This is a genomic window from Corynebacterium rouxii (assembly GCF_902702935.1).
Classification (GTDB): Bacteria; Actinomycetota; Actinomycetes; order Mycobacteriales; family Mycobacteriaceae; genus Corynebacterium; species Corynebacterium rouxii.
Genome location: NZ_LR738855.1, coordinates 1,056,833 through 1,074,510, shown reverse-complemented (window position 1 = coordinate 1,074,510; position 17,678 = coordinate 1,056,833). Strand labels below are relative to the sequence as shown.

At 50.5% G+C, this 17,678-nt stretch carries 11 protein-coding genes, 3 tRNA genes and 2 pseudogenes; 1 reads left to right on the top strand and 15 read right to left on the bottom strand.

From position 1 onward, the window contains the following. Positions 1–9: 9 nt before the first annotated feature. The 11 genes and pseudogenes from ppc to CIP100161_RS05390 all read right to left on the bottom strand — a co-directional run bounded on the left by ppc (position 10) and on the right by CIP100161_RS05390 (position 14,308). A complete protein-coding gene (ppc, locus tag CIP100161_RS05435; protein WP_155872585.1) occupies positions 10–2,763 on the bottom strand; it encodes a phosphoenolpyruvate carboxylase in 2,754 nt (917 codons plus the stop codon). A gap of 299 nt (positions 2,764–3,062) precedes the next feature. Then, positions 3,063–3,782, bottom strand: a complete 720-nt coding sequence (locus tag CIP100161_RS05430; RefSeq protein ID WP_269472955.1) for an AAA family ATPase — start codon at positions 3,780–3,782, stop codon at positions 3,063–3,065. Positions 3,783–3,975: 193 nt separating this feature from the next. Further along, positions 3,976–6,917 (bottom strand): annotated as a pseudogene (locus CIP100161_RS05425) (restriction endonuclease). An 8-nt stretch (positions 6,918–6,925) separates the two neighbouring features. Next, complete coding sequence (locus CIP100161_RS05420; protein WP_232053103.1) at positions 6,926–8,842, bottom strand: site-specific DNA-methyltransferase; 1,917 nt, start codon at positions 8,840–8,842, stop codon at positions 6,926–6,928. Between the two features lie 23 nt (positions 8,843–8,865). Next, positions 8,866–9,636 carry a hypothetical protein gene (locus CIP100161_RS12450; protein ID WP_332068166.1) on the bottom strand — a complete coding sequence of 257 codons (771 nt, stop codon included), beginning with the start codon at positions 9,634–9,636 and terminating at the stop codon, positions 8,866–8,868. Positions 9,637–9,813: 177 nt separating this feature from the next. Further along, positions 9,814–10,938: a helicase-related protein gene (locus CIP100161_RS12445; RefSeq protein WP_332068165.1), complete on the bottom strand. Its 1,125-nt coding sequence runs from the start codon at positions 10,936–10,938 to the stop codon at positions 9,814–9,816. Then, positions 10,856–11,584: pseudogene (locus tag CIP100161_RS12440) on the bottom strand (DEAD/DEAH box helicase). Before CIP100161_RS12440 ends, CIP100161_RS12445 begins: the two are co-directional and overlap by 83 nt. 187 nt (positions 11,585–11,771) lie before the next feature. Then, a tRNA-Glu gene (locus CIP100161_RS05410) sits at positions 11,772–11,847 on the bottom strand. Positions 11,848–12,170: 323 nt separating this feature from the next. Continuing rightward, entirely contained in the window at positions 12,171–12,335 is a 165-nt protein-coding gene (locus CIP100161_RS05400) for a hypothetical protein (RefSeq protein ID WP_166443123.1), read from the bottom strand. Positions 12,336–12,537: 202 nt separating this feature from the next. Further along, positions 12,538–13,998 (bottom strand): cutinase family protein, encoded by a 1,461-nt coding sequence (locus tag CIP100161_RS05395; protein WP_155872579.1) that lies wholly within the window; start codon positions 13,996–13,998, stop codon positions 12,538–12,540. 118 nt (positions 13,999–14,116) lie between these two features. Beyond that, positions 14,117–14,308 carry an MMPL family transporter gene (locus tag CIP100161_RS05390; protein WP_232053102.1) on the bottom strand — a complete coding sequence of 64 codons (192 nt, stop codon included), beginning with the start codon at positions 14,306–14,308 and terminating at the stop codon, positions 14,117–14,119. 202 nt (positions 14,309–14,510) lie between these two features. On the opposite strand from CIP100161_RS05390, the gene CIP100161_RS12360 reads away from it, so the two are divergent. Next, on the top strand, positions 14,511–14,639 hold the full coding sequence (locus tag CIP100161_RS12360; RefSeq protein WP_269472944.1) for a hypothetical protein: 129 nt from the start codon (positions 14,511–14,513) through the stop codon (positions 14,637–14,639). Between the two features lie 40 nt (positions 14,640–14,679). On the opposite strand, the gene CIP100161_RS05380 is transcribed toward CIP100161_RS12360, so the two are convergent. From CIP100161_RS05380 to gltX, 4 genes are all read right to left on the bottom strand, one after another. After that, a tRNA-Glu gene (locus CIP100161_RS05380) sits at positions 14,680–14,752 on the bottom strand. Positions 14,753–14,785: 33 nt separating this feature from the next. Then, positions 14,786–14,857, bottom strand: a tRNA-Gln gene (locus CIP100161_RS05375). A gap of 102 nt (positions 14,858–14,959) precedes the next feature. Beyond that, a complete protein-coding gene (locus tag CIP100161_RS05370) occupies positions 14,960–15,997 on the bottom strand; it encodes an alpha/beta hydrolase family esterase (protein WP_155874537.1) in 1,038 nt (345 codons plus the stop codon). A 158-nt stretch (positions 15,998–16,155) separates the two neighbouring features. After that, positions 16,156–17,649, bottom strand: a complete 1,494-nt coding sequence (gltX, locus tag CIP100161_RS05365) for a glutamate--tRNA ligase (RefSeq protein ID WP_155872576.1) — start codon at positions 17,647–17,649, stop codon at positions 16,156–16,158. Positions 17,650–17,678: the final 29 nt, after the last annotated feature.

Sequence of the window (17,678 nt, the reverse complement as noted above, 5' to 3'; positions counted from 1 at the left end):
ATCCCCCTCCTACCCCGCATTACGCAACGCAGTGGCCAAACCATTCATGGTGACCTGAATAGTCTTAGACACCAAGAATTGATCATCGCCACCACGATAACGCCGCAGCAACTCCAGCTGAATGGCATTAAGCGGCAGCAAATACGGGTACCGCCGCTTAAGTGAACGGGCTTGGCGCTGGTTTTCCGACACCAGCGCCTCATTACCAGTAATAGCCAAGTACGCACGACGCGTAAGCTCAAACTCCTCCGCAATCAACGCATAAATCCGGTCAGCAACCTCGGGATCATCCACCAAATCGGCATACAACCTCGCCAGCGAGATCTCTGCCTTGGCCATAACCTGCGCCATATTCGACATCACCGAGCGGAAAAATGGCCACGTTGCATACAAATCACGCAACTCCTGCCACCGTGACTCCCGCTCCTTCTCCGGCACCGCCGACACAAAACGACTCACCGCACTACCAACACCAAACCAACCAGGAATATTGGTCCGCGACTGCGACCACGACAACACCCACGGAATAGCACGAAGATCTGAAATAGCCGTCGTTTGTTTACGCGCAGCAGGACGCGACCCCAGATTAAGCTCGCCAATCTCATGCAACGGAGTCGACTGCGTGAAGTACTCAATAAACCCAGGATCTGCCACCAACTCCTGATACCTCTGACCGCTAAAGCCAGCAAGCTCACGCATAATCGCATACGCACGATCCGGATCCGCAATCGGCTCAGTATCTAAAAGCGACGCCTCCAACGCCCCCGAAACAAACGCCTCCAAGTGACGACGCGCCGTCTCAGGCGCACCATACTTCGCAGAAATCACCTCGCCCTGCTCCGTGATACGCACAGACCCCGACACCGCCCCCTTCGGCTGCGCCAAAATCGCATCGTAAGTAGGCCCACCACCACGGCCCACAGCGCCACCACGACCATGAGCCAAACGCAACTCAATATTGTGCTCACGACACAACTCCACCAAGTCCAGCTCAGCGTCATACAACGCCCAGTTAGCTTGCAAATACCCGCCGTCCTTGTTGGAATCGGAATACCCCAACATCACCTCTTGGATATCCCCACGGGCACGAAGATGCTCACGATAAAACGGATGCGACCACAGCTCGCGCAAAATAGCAGCACCGCAGCGAAGATCGTCGATAGTCTCAAAAAGCGGAACCACATCAACATCACGCAATCCGACTTCCTTCAACAGCACCATAGGCTCCAAAATGTCGGACACCGTAGCCGTCATCGAAATAATGCAATGCGCAATTGACCGCGATCCAAAATCCCGCACCGCCTGCGCGGCAGCTAAGAAAATCCCCAGTTCCTTAGTGGTATCAGCGCTAAACGCGCCCTCGATCTCAAGCGCGCCGGGGAACAACAGCGGACGCGGAGTTTGCAGCTCCTGGATAAGCAGCTCGACCTTTTCTGCCTCAGCAAGCTCCGAATAACGCTTACCGCCGGGTACACGACGCGCTGCCGCGAATACCTCCTCGATCACAGCCTCAAAAGACTCAGAATTCTGACGGATATCGAGAGTATACAAATGGAACCCAAAAGTGGTTACAGCCGAGCGGATACGCGCTAACCGATCATCAGCGATCACATCATCGTTGTGTGCACGCAATGATCGATCAATTGCATCAAGATCGCGCAGAAACTCCTCAGGGGTTGCATAAGGCGTGCGTTTCGACGCCTTCTTCCCCGCTGTTTTCTCCGGACGCTCCAAAGCGTCCACATTGGACTTCATACGAGCACGCATCCCATAGACTGCACGACGATACGGCTCATCAACACGCGATTCCCAGTTGTTGCCCGAAGCCTCGGCCAACGCAAGCAGCTCCTTGGAACAAGAAGAATAACGATCAGACAGCGACAGCTCACGTTCCAATTCACCCAACTGCTCTACGTAATAACGCGCCACTGTCTTGGCGGCCTGACGCGTCGCATACGTCAACGTACGAGCATTAACATACGGATTACCATCGTGATCGCCACCAATCCACGAGGCAGGCCGCATCACTGCAATATCTGGCAACTGCAAACCAAACGTCTCCCTCATGGAATGACGAATCGAACGATTCAACGCCGGAACCTGCTCCAGCAGCGACTTCTTGTAATAGCGCAACCCCACATCGATCTCATCCTCCAGTGTTGGGCGCGCAATACGAATCAGCGCGGTTTGCCACAAGAGCGTCATCCGCAGATACATTTCCTGCTCAATGGCCTGCATATCCCCACCATGATGGGCGTCTTTGAGCAACTGCTTGATCCGAGTCTGAGTGTCAAACACCGTACGACGACGCGTCTCCGTAGGATGCGCCGTAAGCACCGGTGCAACCTCAGCACTACGAATCACACTCGCAGCATCAGCTGCGGATACCCCCTCTTGCTTAAGCTTGGCAAAAGTTTTACGCAATGAAACATCCGCCTCTACGGATTCATCATCAAGATCCTCAGCCAAATTAGCCAACAGCGCAAAATAACTAAAAGCACGAGCAACAAGGTTGGTTTTAGTGATATCAAGATCCCTAAAGATCACCATTAAATCTTCAGGATCAGCATCACCATGAGAAACATCAAACGCCATGCGCCTAGTAGCTTCTACCAGCTCATAGACCTCTTCACCCTCTTGCTGCGCAATAACTCGTCCTAGTACGCGTCCCAGCAATCGGATATCTTCACGGACACGATCAGAAGTGGCAGCAGTCACGAGCTCAGCCTTCCTACAAAAGTGATGGATACAAAGTGTGCCCATCAATGTAGCGCAGATCACCAAGTATGCTCGGCATATTGATTGATATATCCCCCATGTAGGTTAGGTTCGGGGCAGAAAGAGGATGCCGAGACAAAAAGAAAAGCAGCCAACCTTCGTTGGCTGCTTTGTTTGTTCTCCATGTAGCATTCAACATATGTAGCGACTTGTCAAGCATTACTAAGGCAATCCAATATAGCAGAACAGAATATTAAGTTAGAGGGATAAGCCTCTTAAAATGCTACGAAAATTGGCTCAATTGAGCTTGATAGATATCTAAAAGAATAGATCACGCACCAAAGCTAAGAGGTCAATAGCGTTGCCTTGTCCAGACCAAGAACATCACAGAGGCCGTCCATATGTTCGCTATCAAGTGCATTCATAAACTCAAATACTGCGGCTAGCGCTGCACGCGTTTCATCAGGTTGGATTACCGCACCCGATTCAGGTGTGTCATCATGCGAAAGTGCGTGCAAAAAGCGCGTAGTACGCAGACGAAGCGCGTTAGCGCCCTGATATCCCTGTCGCTCCAGTAGATTTCCCGCCTCGCGCATGGAGCCGTCAAAATTTCCGACCATGCTAGGGATCTTGAAAGCCAAGAACGTTTCCAGAACTCGACGAGCGACATTGGGGAACAATAACTGAGCATCCAATCTAGTCTCCATGTTATCCTTCTGATCCAATGATCGTTTTGCTTCTTCTAGGAGCATAAAACCATGATGATAATTCGACCTCATCTTTTTTCGAACTGCACGGTTCGGAGGCCAATTCTTGATTACAGGTTCACGAATAATCTCACCCTTAACGGGACGATGACGCGATAGAATCTCATATGTACAGCCTTTTACATACTTCTTCGCACCTTGCAATTGAATATCCCACTGACGAAACAGCTCAAAATTGTGGGTCATTAAGAACAGCTGACAGATATGGCCCGCAGTAAGAACTTGATCCCATAGGTATGTCGATACGCCCATGAATACTTCACTATCAAGACTCGAGACGGGATCGTCAACAATGATGATGTGGTCCCTTTGGAATTACCCACCGTTTTCGATGCCGCCAAATGGTGGGTAGCAAAATCACCGTGCTAACCGATGAGGTCTTATTTTGGGCTCATTCTCAGCTTCATCCCCTATTTTATGTGCAGCAACTCCGAGAGGTGGGCACCGGCCCGCAGAGCTGAGTGCCAAGCCGATGTCTGATTTTGCACGTCTAGTCAATATTCCACTTCCCTGGCGCCGCCTTGGCATAGCTCACTCCAATGGTCTTGAAATGCTCTGTAGCAGCGTCAATTTTGGCTTGTTCAGTCGCACGCAGGAGATTCTCGTTCATCGTGCTCTTCGTTTCTCGAATCATGTAGAGCGTGTCCTCGCCATCCTCGTGCTTCACAATCGCCCAGTCTGGGTTGTAGGGGCCAACCGGGGTGCCAATCTTGAACTTCGGCGGCAGTTTCAAAAAGAGCTTGATGTCTTCACGACTATCAAGAAGTTCGGCGAACTGTCGCTCCGTCTCAGAGTCGTAAACAATGAAGTCGTAGTCGGTTTTCTCCTGGTTCTTCACCTTATATAGGTTGTCCAGGAAGTATTGCTTCTCCTCTACCCCGTCTTCCTGGAGTTCTGTCAGAGAATAAATGCTTCCGCCAATTTTCTCGTATTGCACGCCCTCGGTCACGATGGCAGCCAATTCAGCTTCGATAATTCCTCTAACCATTTTTATGTAGTCGTTCGGGTTGGAAATGAACTCCTCAAGACGACCACTTTGGATGAGGATATCGATGATCGTCTTACGCGTCAGCGACGTCGCCTCCTGCAGCTCCGTCACAATATCGGGCAGTTTGTGTCCCCCCCCCGGAGATCGGTAGTCCGGCTACTTGTCTCAGCGCCCTTCGTTCCACCACGCGCAATTGTCAGCTTGGCCTTCTTCACCTCAATACGCAGAGGATCAATCTGCTCGGCCCGCTTGATCTTTTGGACCGCATTCTTGATCAGAACATCGCGATCCACCGTCACGCTGTACGTCGTGCGCCGACTAATCTTCTCCCAGAATTCTTCAAACTCACGCGACGTGAAGTACAACTGCTTATTCAGCTTGCGCGTTTTCCGGGCACGCTTCGACTTAACATAATGGGAGATGTTCGCACGACGGAGAATCTCCACAATCGCCGTTTCAACCGGGCTATATTCATCGTCCAGATCTAGGGCGAAACCGTCCTCCTCTGGGGTGAACTTGTCCGTGACATAGCCATCCTTATCTAGATAACCTCGGGCCTTGAGATCCTCCCAGATTTCCATGGACGCGGTATATCCCAGGTTTTCGTCGCCATTAGACTCCGGCTTCGGCAGCTTGGCAAAGTCTCCTTTACGGATATATCCAATTGCCACGCCAGCCTTCTTATACTCATTCTGCAAATTGTTGGCGAACTGCTGGTAAGACTCATTTGCAATAACCGTCAACTGAGCTATAGATCGGTCGGAAACGCGCTCGCCATCCTGGTTCACTGGCAAACGTAGACCGCGTCCGATAGTCTGGCGACGCTCCGTCTCTGACCCCATTTCTCGCAGCGTACAGATCTGGAAAACATTCGGATTATCCCAACCTTCACGCAAGGCCGAGTGAGAGAAGATAAAACGCACTGGCTCGTCCTCGCTAAGCAGACGAGCCTTGTCTTTCATGATCAGATCATAAGAGTCGTCGTCTTTAGCAGTCGCGCCGGAGGTATCACCAAAGACGCCCTTCTTGATCTGCGAGAAGTACGCTCGACGAAGCTCGACCGGATCCTGCGGCAGCAGTTCCTTGTATTGAGGGAATCTCTCCCGTTCTTCAATGAACAACTCATCAAACCACTGGGCAAACTTGCCGTCGGCGGTGGCATTATCAGTGCCATCACCCAAATAACTGGCAACTTTGTCAACGAAAAACAAACTCAGCACTTTGATCCCGTACTTGCGCATCAACGACTCTTTACGGAAATGCTCCCGGATGGTTTCCCGGATCATCTCCTTGTAAACAGCTTCATCGTTGTTGCCAATCGCCTCACCGACATGAAGGATCCCGTGGTTGGTCAGCTCGATAAAACCAGGACCCTCAAGATTGATTTCATTGATCCTCCAGTTGTTGTCGTAGACCGGATTGTTGGTCACTTTCTCTAGGTCTTGGCCTTGCTTGACCTTCTTGACCTGACGATCAAAAGATCCATCCTTCTTCCGACACACCAACTCTAAGGTAGCCTGCCAAGGATTACTCTTAACCTCTAGCAACTTGATATACGGCTTGGCATCCCCACCGTGCTCTGTCGCTTCAGCCACCACAATCTGCTTAACCAACCCAAGCTCATGCGCATCGACCGGATCCAAGCGGTAGGTCACGTTACGGGTCTTGCGGTGAGTTGCACTGTAACGCAGGACAAAGGCTGGGTCCATCCCCACCAGAGCTGACTTAGACAGATCCGACTCCATATTCTGCGGCTCATCCATAATCAGGACCGGACGGGTCGCTTTGAGGAAGTCGATTGGCCTCAGACCATTGAGTTTGTCTCGGTTCTGGTTCATGATCAGGTGATTGCCCCGGCCACGAACCGAACCAATCGTCATGATCATGATCTGGATGCTGGTCGAGGTCGCAAAAGACTGCACCTCTTCGGCATTCTTACCGCTATAGACCATATGGTCAAACGGCAGATCCGGATAGAGCTGTCGGAAATGATCATGCATCAAATCGATGCTGGTCTTCACGCCCTCCCGGATAGCCACACTCGGAACTAAGATAACGAACTTGGTGAAGTTGTACTTCTGGGCTAGTTCGAAGATAGTACGCAGGTAGACATATGTCTTACCGGTGCCGGTCTCCATCTCAATATCAAACTGCAGTCCATCCTTGAGCGCCTGAGCAGGCTCTAGCCCTCGAGCATTCTGAACCACCTTCAGGTTCTCAAGCACCGTCTCCTCATCGAGAAGGAAGTTATTACCGACCGCACCAACTTCTTGACTCAAATCAAAATCCAGCGCCTGCGTACCATCAACTTCCGGTAGCGCGCGCGTCGACCGGAACGTCGTAAGGAAATCACCAGCATCATTCGGCTGACCATCAAAAAGGTCTACAACCGAATCAATCGCGGCAAGCTGGTACTCCTGTTTCGCATCAAACTTAAACTTCATGGACATCCCTATGCCGTCCAAAGTTCAACGTCGTTAGTTTTACAAATCTGCACCAAGTTAGTCTTCAGCTGATCATCACCCTGGAAGGCATCTTCCAAAAAGATGAACTGCACCGGCTTGGTATTTATAGCGGCTCGAAGCTGCGCCAAAGTTGGCTTGGTGTGCTCATCGAGGTAAGCCAACACCAGTGTGTCCTCGTCTCCGTCTTCATCAACACGGACCACCGCCTTGTATGACAGATCGTCAATCTCAACCTCACGAATCTGTTCGACCAATGAATAGCCCTGCTTGATGAGAATTTCGGTCAAGAGCCCGTCAGCCGAAGCATTATCGTCAGCACTGCCACGGAGGTCCAAGAGATGCTGTTCTAACTTAGTTACATCCGTATTTGATTCCGTACACCACTTAACAAAATTAGTATCTGAAAGCTTGAAAGCTCGAAAGCCAACGTCAAGCGGTTTTTCGCGCTCGCCGATCTCCGCAGCGAAGTCTTGCCGAATTTTTTCTCCCGCTCTTCGGGTACGCTCCATCGAGATCTCAAAGATGGTCGACAGCACTTGTTCTCCGATCGTTTGAGTGGGCTTAAGAGGCTCGGGCAATTGCACTTGAATAAAGCGACGATTGCCACCGTCCTCGACATTTTGCAGCATAACAGCGTGACCGGTGGTCCCCGAGCCAGCAAAGAAGTCCAGAACGATAGAATCCTCTTTTGGTAAAGTTGCTACTTGGAGAATACGACAAATGAGCGACGTTGGTTTTGGTGTATCGAAAACGGCGGTTGTACCGAACAAAGTTCGTATCTCTTTGCGCGCAGCATCCGTGTGGCCTGCAAATTCATGCCCCCACCAAGTTGTCGGCACCGTTCCCTGTTGGACCTCGGAAAGATATCGTTTCAGTTGAGGCGCGCCTTCTCCCGTCTTTCCCCAAAAAATTCGATTTTCACGAAGCAATACTTCCATATTTGCTTTAGAAAAGGCCCAACACCGGCCAGCGGGAGGCCTAAAGTCCTGACCAGTATTCGGATTACTGATACTAAAATCATTTGCCGCAGAATACGTTCGAACCGAGAGGTCGCCGGTACGATACCGACCTCTTCCATCGCCGTCGTCATGGACATATGGCTTATTGTTTTCTTCGGTTCTCGGAAATAAATTCCTTTTGAATTTTCCTGATCTTGAGATGAGAACGACATAGTCATGCATATCAGAAAACTTCTTTGCATCATTTGCTGGGGAATACTTTTTCTGCCAAACAATTTGAGCGTAAAAGTTCCCCTCACCAAAAATCTCTTCCAAAATCATGCGTAATCGCGGAATCTCATCGTCATCAATGCTGACCGCCATTACCCCATCCGCTGTAAGTAGATTACGCGCCAACTTCAACCTGGGATACATCATGTTCAACCAGTTCGAGTGAAAGCGACCTTCAGACTCAGAGTTGGACGAAAGCTTCTTCCCCTCTTCGTTGACCTGCTTTGACCACTCAAGGTAAGTATCAAGACCTTCTTTGTAATTATCTGGGTAAACAAAATCTTTGCCGGTGTTATACGGCGGATCGATGTAGATCATTTTGATCTTGCCGTGGTAGTGCTTCTGCAGAATCTTGAGTACTTCGAGGTTATCGCCCTCAATAAAGACGTTCTTAGTGGTATCCCAATCCTTAGAGTTCTCCTTGTCCGGGACGAGCGTTGCAGTGGTTGGGGTCTGCGCGGCACGCATCGCCCGCTTCTTACCAGGCCAGAACAGACCAAAGCGCTCGCTGGTGTCAGAGGCGTCGCCCTCGAGAAGCTCCTTAAGCTTTTCTACATCGATCTTGCCATCAGCAATTGCTTCTGGCGCAAGCTCAGCCAATTGCTCCGCTAGCTCAGTACGAAAATCTGGACTGCTGCCCGAAACTTCATTGATCTCGTTCAGTTCGTGGTCCACTTTGTTCTCCTTGTACATCATTTTTAAGCTTTGACCTGCCACCTGATAGTAAACAGTTCTTTTTCCTGTCGTTTACCCTGTAGCGACTGCCTAATTAGAATAAGCAATTCGTCGACATTGTCGCGCAATTCTCGCTTTTCTTTTCGGTATTTGGCCTCTACCTCGTCGATTTGGTCAGCGAACGCACGAGCTTTCTTTTTTAGCCTCAGCTGGTCCATTGGATCATCTGCTTGGCTTGCTTGCTTGCGTAAATCTTTACGTTTATATTCCAGTTCTCGAACTTCTTTTCGGCGTTCTGTATCGAGATCGAGAATCTGACTTTCGAGAAGTTCTTCCTGCTGGTTGTAGTAACTTGAGTTTCGGTGTTGTACCTCTTTTTCAAGCGAGGCTTTTTGCTGATCAATAGCTCTAGCAAAGCCTGCTGGGTCAATCTTCGCTACTGCTTCATTTTGCGCAGAAACGCTTAGATCCATCATTTCTGCAACGTCTTCTTGATTAAGAGTCTCACCGTTATCAGAAACACCCGCAGCTAAAAGATAACTTTCTGAAACATCGCTGTCGTTGGCCTTCATCGTGAAAGTCAGACCTTTGACCGTCAAGGTGCCAGACTGCCCAACTAATTGTTTCATGCGAGAACTTACTCGGTGAGATTGACCGATGCTGAACACTAACTCCCGTGTAGGAGTGTCGCAGTCTAATGCGCCATCGATCACATATTGAGCGAGTTTGCTGTGGTATCGATATTGCTTAGAGTTCTCACTCGGCAAGGATTTAAAGTGGTAGTGCCCGGTCACAATGTCTTCTTGTGGGGATTGCCTAAGCGTGAAATTACGCCCGTCACCATCAAAATCTGCATATTTTGAAGACGATTGATCGTTAGCATGAGTAAAAGTTGTTCAAACTTATTCAGAACTTCACCGGATTGCTCATCATAAGACTTCAAACGATCTCGAACTGAAGGATCTAGGTTGTCAAACACCTGCGCGCGCTTCTGCCATGTCTTGGCTCACGGTATCGGCATATTTTTCTTCTAGTTCTTCAAATGCCTTATTGATTTCTTCAGCAGTACGGTAGTTGTCATAAATCGCAGCGATTTCTTGAGCGAAATCAAAGCCGCTTTCGATGCGGCCCAGCACCTCATCACTGACTCCGAAGACACTGTCAAACAAATGGAACTTATTCTGAAGCAGCTCTAAGATACGTGCCTCGGCTGCGTTGCCCTCGTTAAAAAAGTTAACGATAACTACGTCGTATTTCTGCCCAAAACGATGAATACGACCGATACGCTGCTCAACGCGTTGGGGATTCCAGGGCAGATCGTAGTTAATGAGCATCGAACAGAATTGAAGGTTGATGCCTTCGGAAGCCGCTTCGGTTGCAATCATGATTGAGCCTTCATCCCAGAAATAATCTACCAAGGCTTTGCGGCGATCAGCTGAAACGTTACCGGTAATAACATCACTACCATTATTTTTCTCAAGCCACGCGCGGTAAATCTGTGTGGCCTCGGGAGAATTGTTTTGACCGTTAAATAAAACGAGGCCATCACCGTACCCAGTTTTACGAAGCGTTTCTGCTAAAAATTCTTGGGTATCTGTGTATTCAGTGAAAATAATTGCTTTTTCTGGGGCACCAATATCACGCAAGCGCGCAAATCCCTGCTCAATGGCTTCTCCAAGTTTGAGCGACTTTTGGTTTTGATGAATAGACTCCGCTAGCAAAGCGTACTTATTTAACTCATCGATTTCTTGCTGAACTTTCTGTCGAATCTTTGGGGTTGTCCAGTTATCCTCTGGTTCTGAAAAACTACCAAAAGATTCTATAGCGGCTTGGTCCTCATCAAGAAGGTCATCCTCGAGATCAAAGAAGAATTTCTGCCCAGATTTACGTCCACCCATCGCTAGTTCTTCTGCCAAACGCTGAGCTGTCTTGCGAAGAGTAATTCCGACTGCGTAGGTGGATGAACCGAGGCGTTTACGCATCACCTGTGAAGACAACGCTCGTTGCGATTTACTAAAAGCGTAAAGCGAATGTACTTTTCGCTTTAACATATCGGTCTCGGAAAACATCCAGAGAGCGGAAATAGTCTGGCTCAAACAAAGAAATAAGTCCGTAGATTTCTTCGAGTTTGTTCTGTAGTGACGTAGCTGTTAACAGCACAACCTTCTTCGCACCATCCATTATGTCGCCGCCGGAAGATGCAACTTTGGCCTGATTACGCCCCTTATAAAAGTTACGTCATCGATGTGCCTCATCAGCCACGATGAGATCCCACACCCGAAGTAAATCAGCCTTGTTTTGCTGAACAAATTCATATGACGTGATGAGGACTTGGCATCGACCTTGGCCGCTAAGCAGGTCAGACTTTGTCTTTGAGTCTAAAAGCTCGGACGGAATCATGAACTTTTCGTATAGTTCCTGTTTCCACTGTTGCCGAAGGCTCGCTGGTGCAATGATCAGGATATTACGTTTACGCTCAGCCCAATGCTGGGTAATCACGATGCCCGCTTCGATCGTTTTACCCAAACCCACCTCATCAGCTAGGATCACGCCGCGTGTAGCGTTACCTTTAAGCGCAAATAGCGCTGCCTCGATCTGGTGTGGTTTAGGCTCTACTTGGGCATCAAATAACAGTCCCGCTAGTTTGCCTACGTGGTCATTGGCATAGCTACGCTCAAGTTCGTGCGCAAAGTATTTTGCTTGATAGTCAGAGAGTTGAGTTGCAAAATTCCTCTCCGTCATTCCATAGGTTTCAACGGCGGTTTCTCTTTGAAAATAAGTATTCAAAATACGTCCCTGCTACGGCTAACGCCACTTAATAACAATGCAATAAATTGTAATGTAAACAGGTATTTTGACGAATGATTTTCATTCCGTGCTTTTGGAATAAACAAAAAGAAAAGCAGCCAACTTTCGTTGGCTGCTTTGTTGGTACCCCGTACGGGATTTGAACCCGTGTTACCGGCGTGAGAGGCCGACGTCCTAGGCCGCTAGACGAACGGGGCGTGTTCGACGTTTCACATGATGTAAACACATCGTGCGAAGCGGTGTAAGAAGATAGTAGATTGAGTTTCTATAAATCACCAAATCCACAGGTCAGATAAGAATTTGGCCCCACGTTTATCGTGGGGCACATTATTTACCCTGTTATTTCTCCGTGTCCGATAAAGGTCTCCTCTCTATCGCGTACATCAACGTTGTGTGCGGCAAGGAATGCGTCTCTATGACTGAGTATGAGTTCGCGTCTCTGAGCGGAAGTCTCGTAAGCCAGCATCTCGCTGCTTCATCCGCTTCATACCTGTGGGTACGCGGGTGACGGGCTCACTTTTTAGTTCAGCATTCCTGCGCAATTGTGAGAAGTTACCGAGAAGATATTGTTCTTTAGCTTCGGGTTCGCACATCCCTGGCGCTTGGAATCCCGAATCATGGCAGTGCCGGCGGAAGACTCACCTACACGGTAACCGTGATGTTCTGGTTGTTCGATTCCTGCCACACAACCTCCTTTTCGCTTGATCGACAAAACGCTGACAAGCGTCACAGTGCCGGTTAGCTCGGATGAAAATGAGTGTTCCCGTTAGATAGCGGGGATTGTTCGAGCGATCCGATCACCCTGACAAGACCTAATTGTAGGAGGGTTATACCTGTTAAAACAGTATTTTTGTTGAGACATAACTCTCCTTGACATTGCGCGCAAGCTAGAGTCCGAAGAACTCCCATACCCCGCGGGCAGCATGATTGCGTTGCCCCAAAATTGAGCTCACAACCCACCAAATTGGCCAACCCATTTTTTGAACGAACGTATGGCGTTCGCCAAGCGTGACGTAGGGTGCACGCACTGAAGGGGTGTTCAAGTATTCGCTAAGCAACTGTGTCATGTCACTATCGATCCAGTCATCGGCGCGCTGCGCACCCACTGTGCTGACCTCACGGCTATCCCCTGTGTAGCTCAGGTGAACGATCATCAACCCAACAGCGAGCTGAAGTTCCACAAGCCCAGTTTGCTTCTGCACAATTTTTTCCAAGGCCATAAGCCGATCGCGTGGTCCACCGCTGCTGAGCCCAGTATCACTAGATCCAACCGCTAGCTGATCGCGCTCTTGTTTAAGGTGCCCCATAAGTCCAGCGATTTCTGCGCCAACCAGATGCAGTGTGTTGCGTTCAGGTTGTGTGAGGCGCGGGTGCATGGAAGCCTCGTCAAAGTGTTGTTTGAGCGCAACCGGATCCGAATCGTACATTGCCCCCAAGATCTTGCTTATCTGGGGTGCAAGCGACATAAAGAATGAGCCGTTGAGCATCATCGTGCGCACTGATTCCACAGGTACATGCTCAAAATCGTTTTGATCGTTTGCCCACTTGCCCACGGATGCCAGCAGGCCTTTGGGATGGACCGCGCAGGCGGGATCACCGCTACTGCAGATTGAGCGGACTTTTCCAGGAAGATTGCTAAATGCCCCTGCCGCGCGTGGCCCTGCAATGCCCACAGAACCTGCACCGGGAAGACCGAGGTTTGTTTCGATCAGCACGGCACCATTTTCAGTCAATGGACCACCTTTGCCCGTCGTCGTTTGCCCTTGTACTGGGTTCATGGGCAGATCCGAGCGACCGGGGTCTGCCAAAAGATAAACGCCAAGAACACGTTCCGGAGTAAGTGCGGGATTAGTCTTGCCACGGGAAATACGCTCAGCCATATCACCTGCGATGTGTGCCCCTTGGGAAAAACCTGCGATCACAAATTGGGTATCTGGACACTTCACAGCCTGCTCAGAGAGGTGCGCATCAAGCGCATCAACTCCGCGGTTTTTAGAAACTGCATAGGGCGGGAACTCTTCTTGTTCAGCGTCATTGCTCGAGGCTGTGATTCCTGCCGATGCGTAATAAGGCAATTGCCACGCGGTGACGTTATGGAATCGCCGCGTCATATTCACCGCAAAGTTGGTTCCCTTGCCAAAGCTGTACACGTCATGGGGATCGTCGCGAATATTTGCTTGAGTTGTTCCGCCAACTACTGCAACCTCGACTGCGCTGCATCCATCATCCGGCACGTGATGTACTACTTGTGCATGCACAACAGGAGCAATAGTGCTAGCCATTGCGGTGGTCGCTGCCGCGACAAATCCGACCCACGATGAACGAATACCCAACGTCGCACGCGACATCTTCGTTTCCCCTAAAACAGCTGAAATTTTTTGATTAAGACTTTCTCAGTCTAAGGCACATTCCCTCTAGTTTTTAATCATGCCTAACCAATTACCCCCTTCGCATGTTAAGGATCTCCTATGAGACAGATGCAGGCTGCGAGGAAGCCTCGTGGCTCTCCTTCCCCGGCTTCGCTGGCAGCAGCGCGCAATCGCCTAGGAAAGTAACGATTGCCGGTGCCATGAGCGGTCGGATGATGAAGGTGACGATCACAATGCCGGGCATCATGGCCATACCGAATTGGTAGAGCTCGCGGATAGGCTGCGGCATCAGCACGGCAAATGTTGCAGCCAGAAAGCTCAGAACAGCGACGAACCGCCATCCTTGCTACCGCAGAGAACCTCCTACGCAGCGGATCCCCTCTCACCTTGGGAAAGGTAGCCCCAATCTTTCCGAAAATTGTCAAAACACCATCACTAGCGAACACAACAAGATCGACCAACTACTTCGCGTTGAACTCACTGTTGCCACCGTGCACGCGGTCGTAATGACCGCAATCCAAACCCCCAGTAGCCCCGAAGCCGACGATTACTTCACCGCAACCATCGGTGCCATCATTGATGGCTTCCCGCTAATGCCTCAACCGAGGGGCAATATTTAGACATAAAAAAGCCTCCACCCAAAAGAGTGGAGGCTATTTGTACCCCGTACGGGATTTGAACCCGTGTTACCGGCGTGAGAGGCCGACGTCCTAGGCCGCTAGACGAACGGGGCATAGAACTTTTTCAAGCTAGCGATTTCTCGCTGCTGGCCTACCAGGACTCGAACCTAGAATGACGGTACCAGAAACCGTAGTGTTGCCAATTACACCATAGGCCACTTGTTTACCAGCTTGCTCTCTGTGAGCCGTGCTGTTCAACGGGGATTAATATAACCATAAGGCAGAGAATCCCACAAATCTGCTGGTAAACGGCACTTTATTTATTTGTGCTGATGATGCAAGAACTCCCACGCCAACGTGGTGGCATGCGGAACCCCATTCCACACATGTTTTTGCCCCAGAACTCGGATATGCTCCACCGGCGCAGCACAGCCAGCAAACCCATAATGCTCTGCAGGGCCCTCAATCCATCGCGGCGGTAATGCAGGCCCACAGCCATTACGGGCAGCAACTCCCGCCACGGTCTGTTCAGCACCAAGGAATGGTGCACCGTGACGCATGCCACCTTGATATGCAATAACCTCATCATGCGTTCCGTGAATGTCGAGAGTTGCCACTGCACCGGGCACACAATCGGCCACCACAGGCTCATAATAGGCGGCTGACACACCCACAACGCCTGCAACGAGATCAGGGGCATGACACGCAAGAGAAGCCGCCATGCCGCCACCGTTAGACATTCCCACCGCATAAACACGACCGCGATCGATTCGATAATCAGCATCAATCGTATTCAGGATTGTTCGCACAAAGTGAACATCATCCCCCACTCGAGTTGCCGCATACGGAGCACCTTCCCACGCACGTGCAATTCCTTCCGGGTAAATAATGATGGCGTTCGCACCAAAGTCGGTGAGCTCAAATCGCGAGTACTCCGCAAACTTTTCCGGGGTATCTTTCCAACCACCAAAGCCGAAGACCACAGGCGTTAATTCTGGGGCATGTGGCCGATAGTTCGTTCCCACATGAATCAGATAACGGCGAATGTTTCCATTCCCCACATCGACAAAGCCTTCACGCAATTCACCCGGCACAAAAGGTGGCTGTGGATTAAAAGTTGGATCAGGATCAACCGGAGCCGGCAATGGTGGTTGCTGGTCTGCCCCTCCCAGATCCACATCATGGATCGGTTCGATAGAACCAAGAGCGTCGTTAGGCAAAGAGCCTTGCTGCGCTGGAGCCCCGGCTGGCGCCGGCTCCACCGCTCTCCCTTGGGTGGGACTGAAGAAAGATGCAACGAGTAACACGCTAATAAAAACGGCCGCCCCCAAAAACGCCGCCCGCGTCGCATCGAACACCACTGCACCTTTTCTTCGGCCACCAAGGCCCACATACCCAAATATCACTTGTTTAACATTAGTCACATAAGCAACATATTCAATAGTCGCAACAGTTTTTCTTCCCCAAAACAACAAATCCCCTAGGCCAGTGGCCTAGGGGAATGTCTGATGTGAACTTACTCAGCAGCAACCTGATACGGGGTAACCGCACGAGTAGCGCGCAAACGAGTCAACGTCGACTCCTTGCCCAAGAGCTCCATCGACTCGAACAAAGGTGGTGACACAGCCTGACCAGAAATGCCAACACGCAGAGCACCAAAAGCAACGCGAGGCTTGAGCTCAAGATCCTCAATCAGTGCCTTATGCAAAGCAGCTTCAATAGCAGGAGTGGTCCATTCCTCCACCTCTTCAAGGGCAGCGATACCTGCATCCAGCGCAGGAATTGCCGTCTCCTTGAGATTCTTCTTCGCCGACTTCTCATCCAAGGTGAGATCCTCATCAGCGATCGCTAGGAAGCTCAGCAAACCGTAAGCGTCGCCAAGCACCTTGATGCGTGTTTGCACCAACTCGGCGGCGATTGCGAACTTCTCTACCGGATAATCCGCTGGGAAATCCGTGTACTCGGTGAGATATGCGCGCAAACGCTGCTCGAAATCCTTGGGCTCAAGAAGACGGATGTGATCTGCGTTGATCGCCTCAAGCTTCTTCTGGTCGAAACGAGCTGGGTTTGCCAAGACGTTGGTCACATCGAAGTTTTCTACGAGCTCATCAACCGAGAAGATGTCTTTTTCACCGGCAAGCGACCAGCCCAGCAATGCAAGGTAGTTCAGCATGCCCTCTGGGATAATGCCGGCATCACGGTGGTTAAACAGGTTGGACTGAGGATCACGCTTGGAAAGCTTCTTGTTCCCCTCACCCATAACGAACGGCAGGTGGCCAAACTCAGGGGTCTGCTGGGCTACGCCGATTGCCTTGAGAGCCTCGTAAAGAGCCAACTGACGAGGAGTAGAAGGCAGGAGATCCTCACCACGCAGCACGTGGGTAATGCCCATCAATGCGTCATCGACGGGGTTAACCAAGGTGTACAACGGTGCACCGTTGGAACGCGCCACAACATAGTCAGGCTGAGTAGAGCTCTTGAACTCAATCTCGCCACGGACAAGATCGTTCCACTTCCAATCCTGCTCTGGCATGCGCAAACGCCATACCGGCTGACGGCCTTCTGCCTCAAATGCCGCAATTTGCTCATCGGTCAGAGTGCGGTCGAAGTTGTCATAGCCAAGCTTGGGGTCGCGGCCTGCCGCCTTGTGGCGCTCCTCCACTTCCTGAGCAGTCGAGTACGCAGGGTAGACAAAGCCGGCCTCTTTCAGTTTTTCCAAGACATCCTTGTAGACGTCCATACGCTGGCTTTGGCGATAAGGCTCATGAGGGCCGCCAACAATAACGCCCTCGTCCCAATCCATTCCGAGCCACTTCAGAGAGTCAATAATCGCCTGGTAAGACTCTTCGCTATCGCGGGCAGCATCCGTATCCTCAATACGGAAAATCAGCTTGCCCCCCGTGTGGCGAGCATGGGCCCAGTTAAACAAAGCGGTGCGAACCATACCAACATGTGGCGTGCCGGTCGGCGATGGACAAAAACGTACACGAACATCAGACATAACGTTCATCGTAGACTAGTGCACTAGACTGGCAAGAC

Coding starts and splice junctions, on each gene's coding strand:
- CIP100161_RS05395 (WP_155872579.1), bottom strand. CDS start 13,998: ATGTCGCGTGCGACGTTGGGTATTCGTTCATCGTGGGTCGGATTTGTC.
- gltX (WP_155872576.1), bottom strand. CDS start 17,649: ATGAACGTTATGTCTGATGTTCGTGTACGTTTTTGTCCATCGCCGACC.
- ppc (WP_155872585.1), bottom strand. CDS start 2,763: ATGGGCACACTTTGTATCCATCACTTTTGTAGGAAGGCTGAGCTCGTG.
- CIP100161_RS05390 (WP_232053102.1), bottom strand. CDS start 14,308: ATGCCGCAGCCTATCCGCGAGCTCTACCAATTCGGTATGGCCATGATG.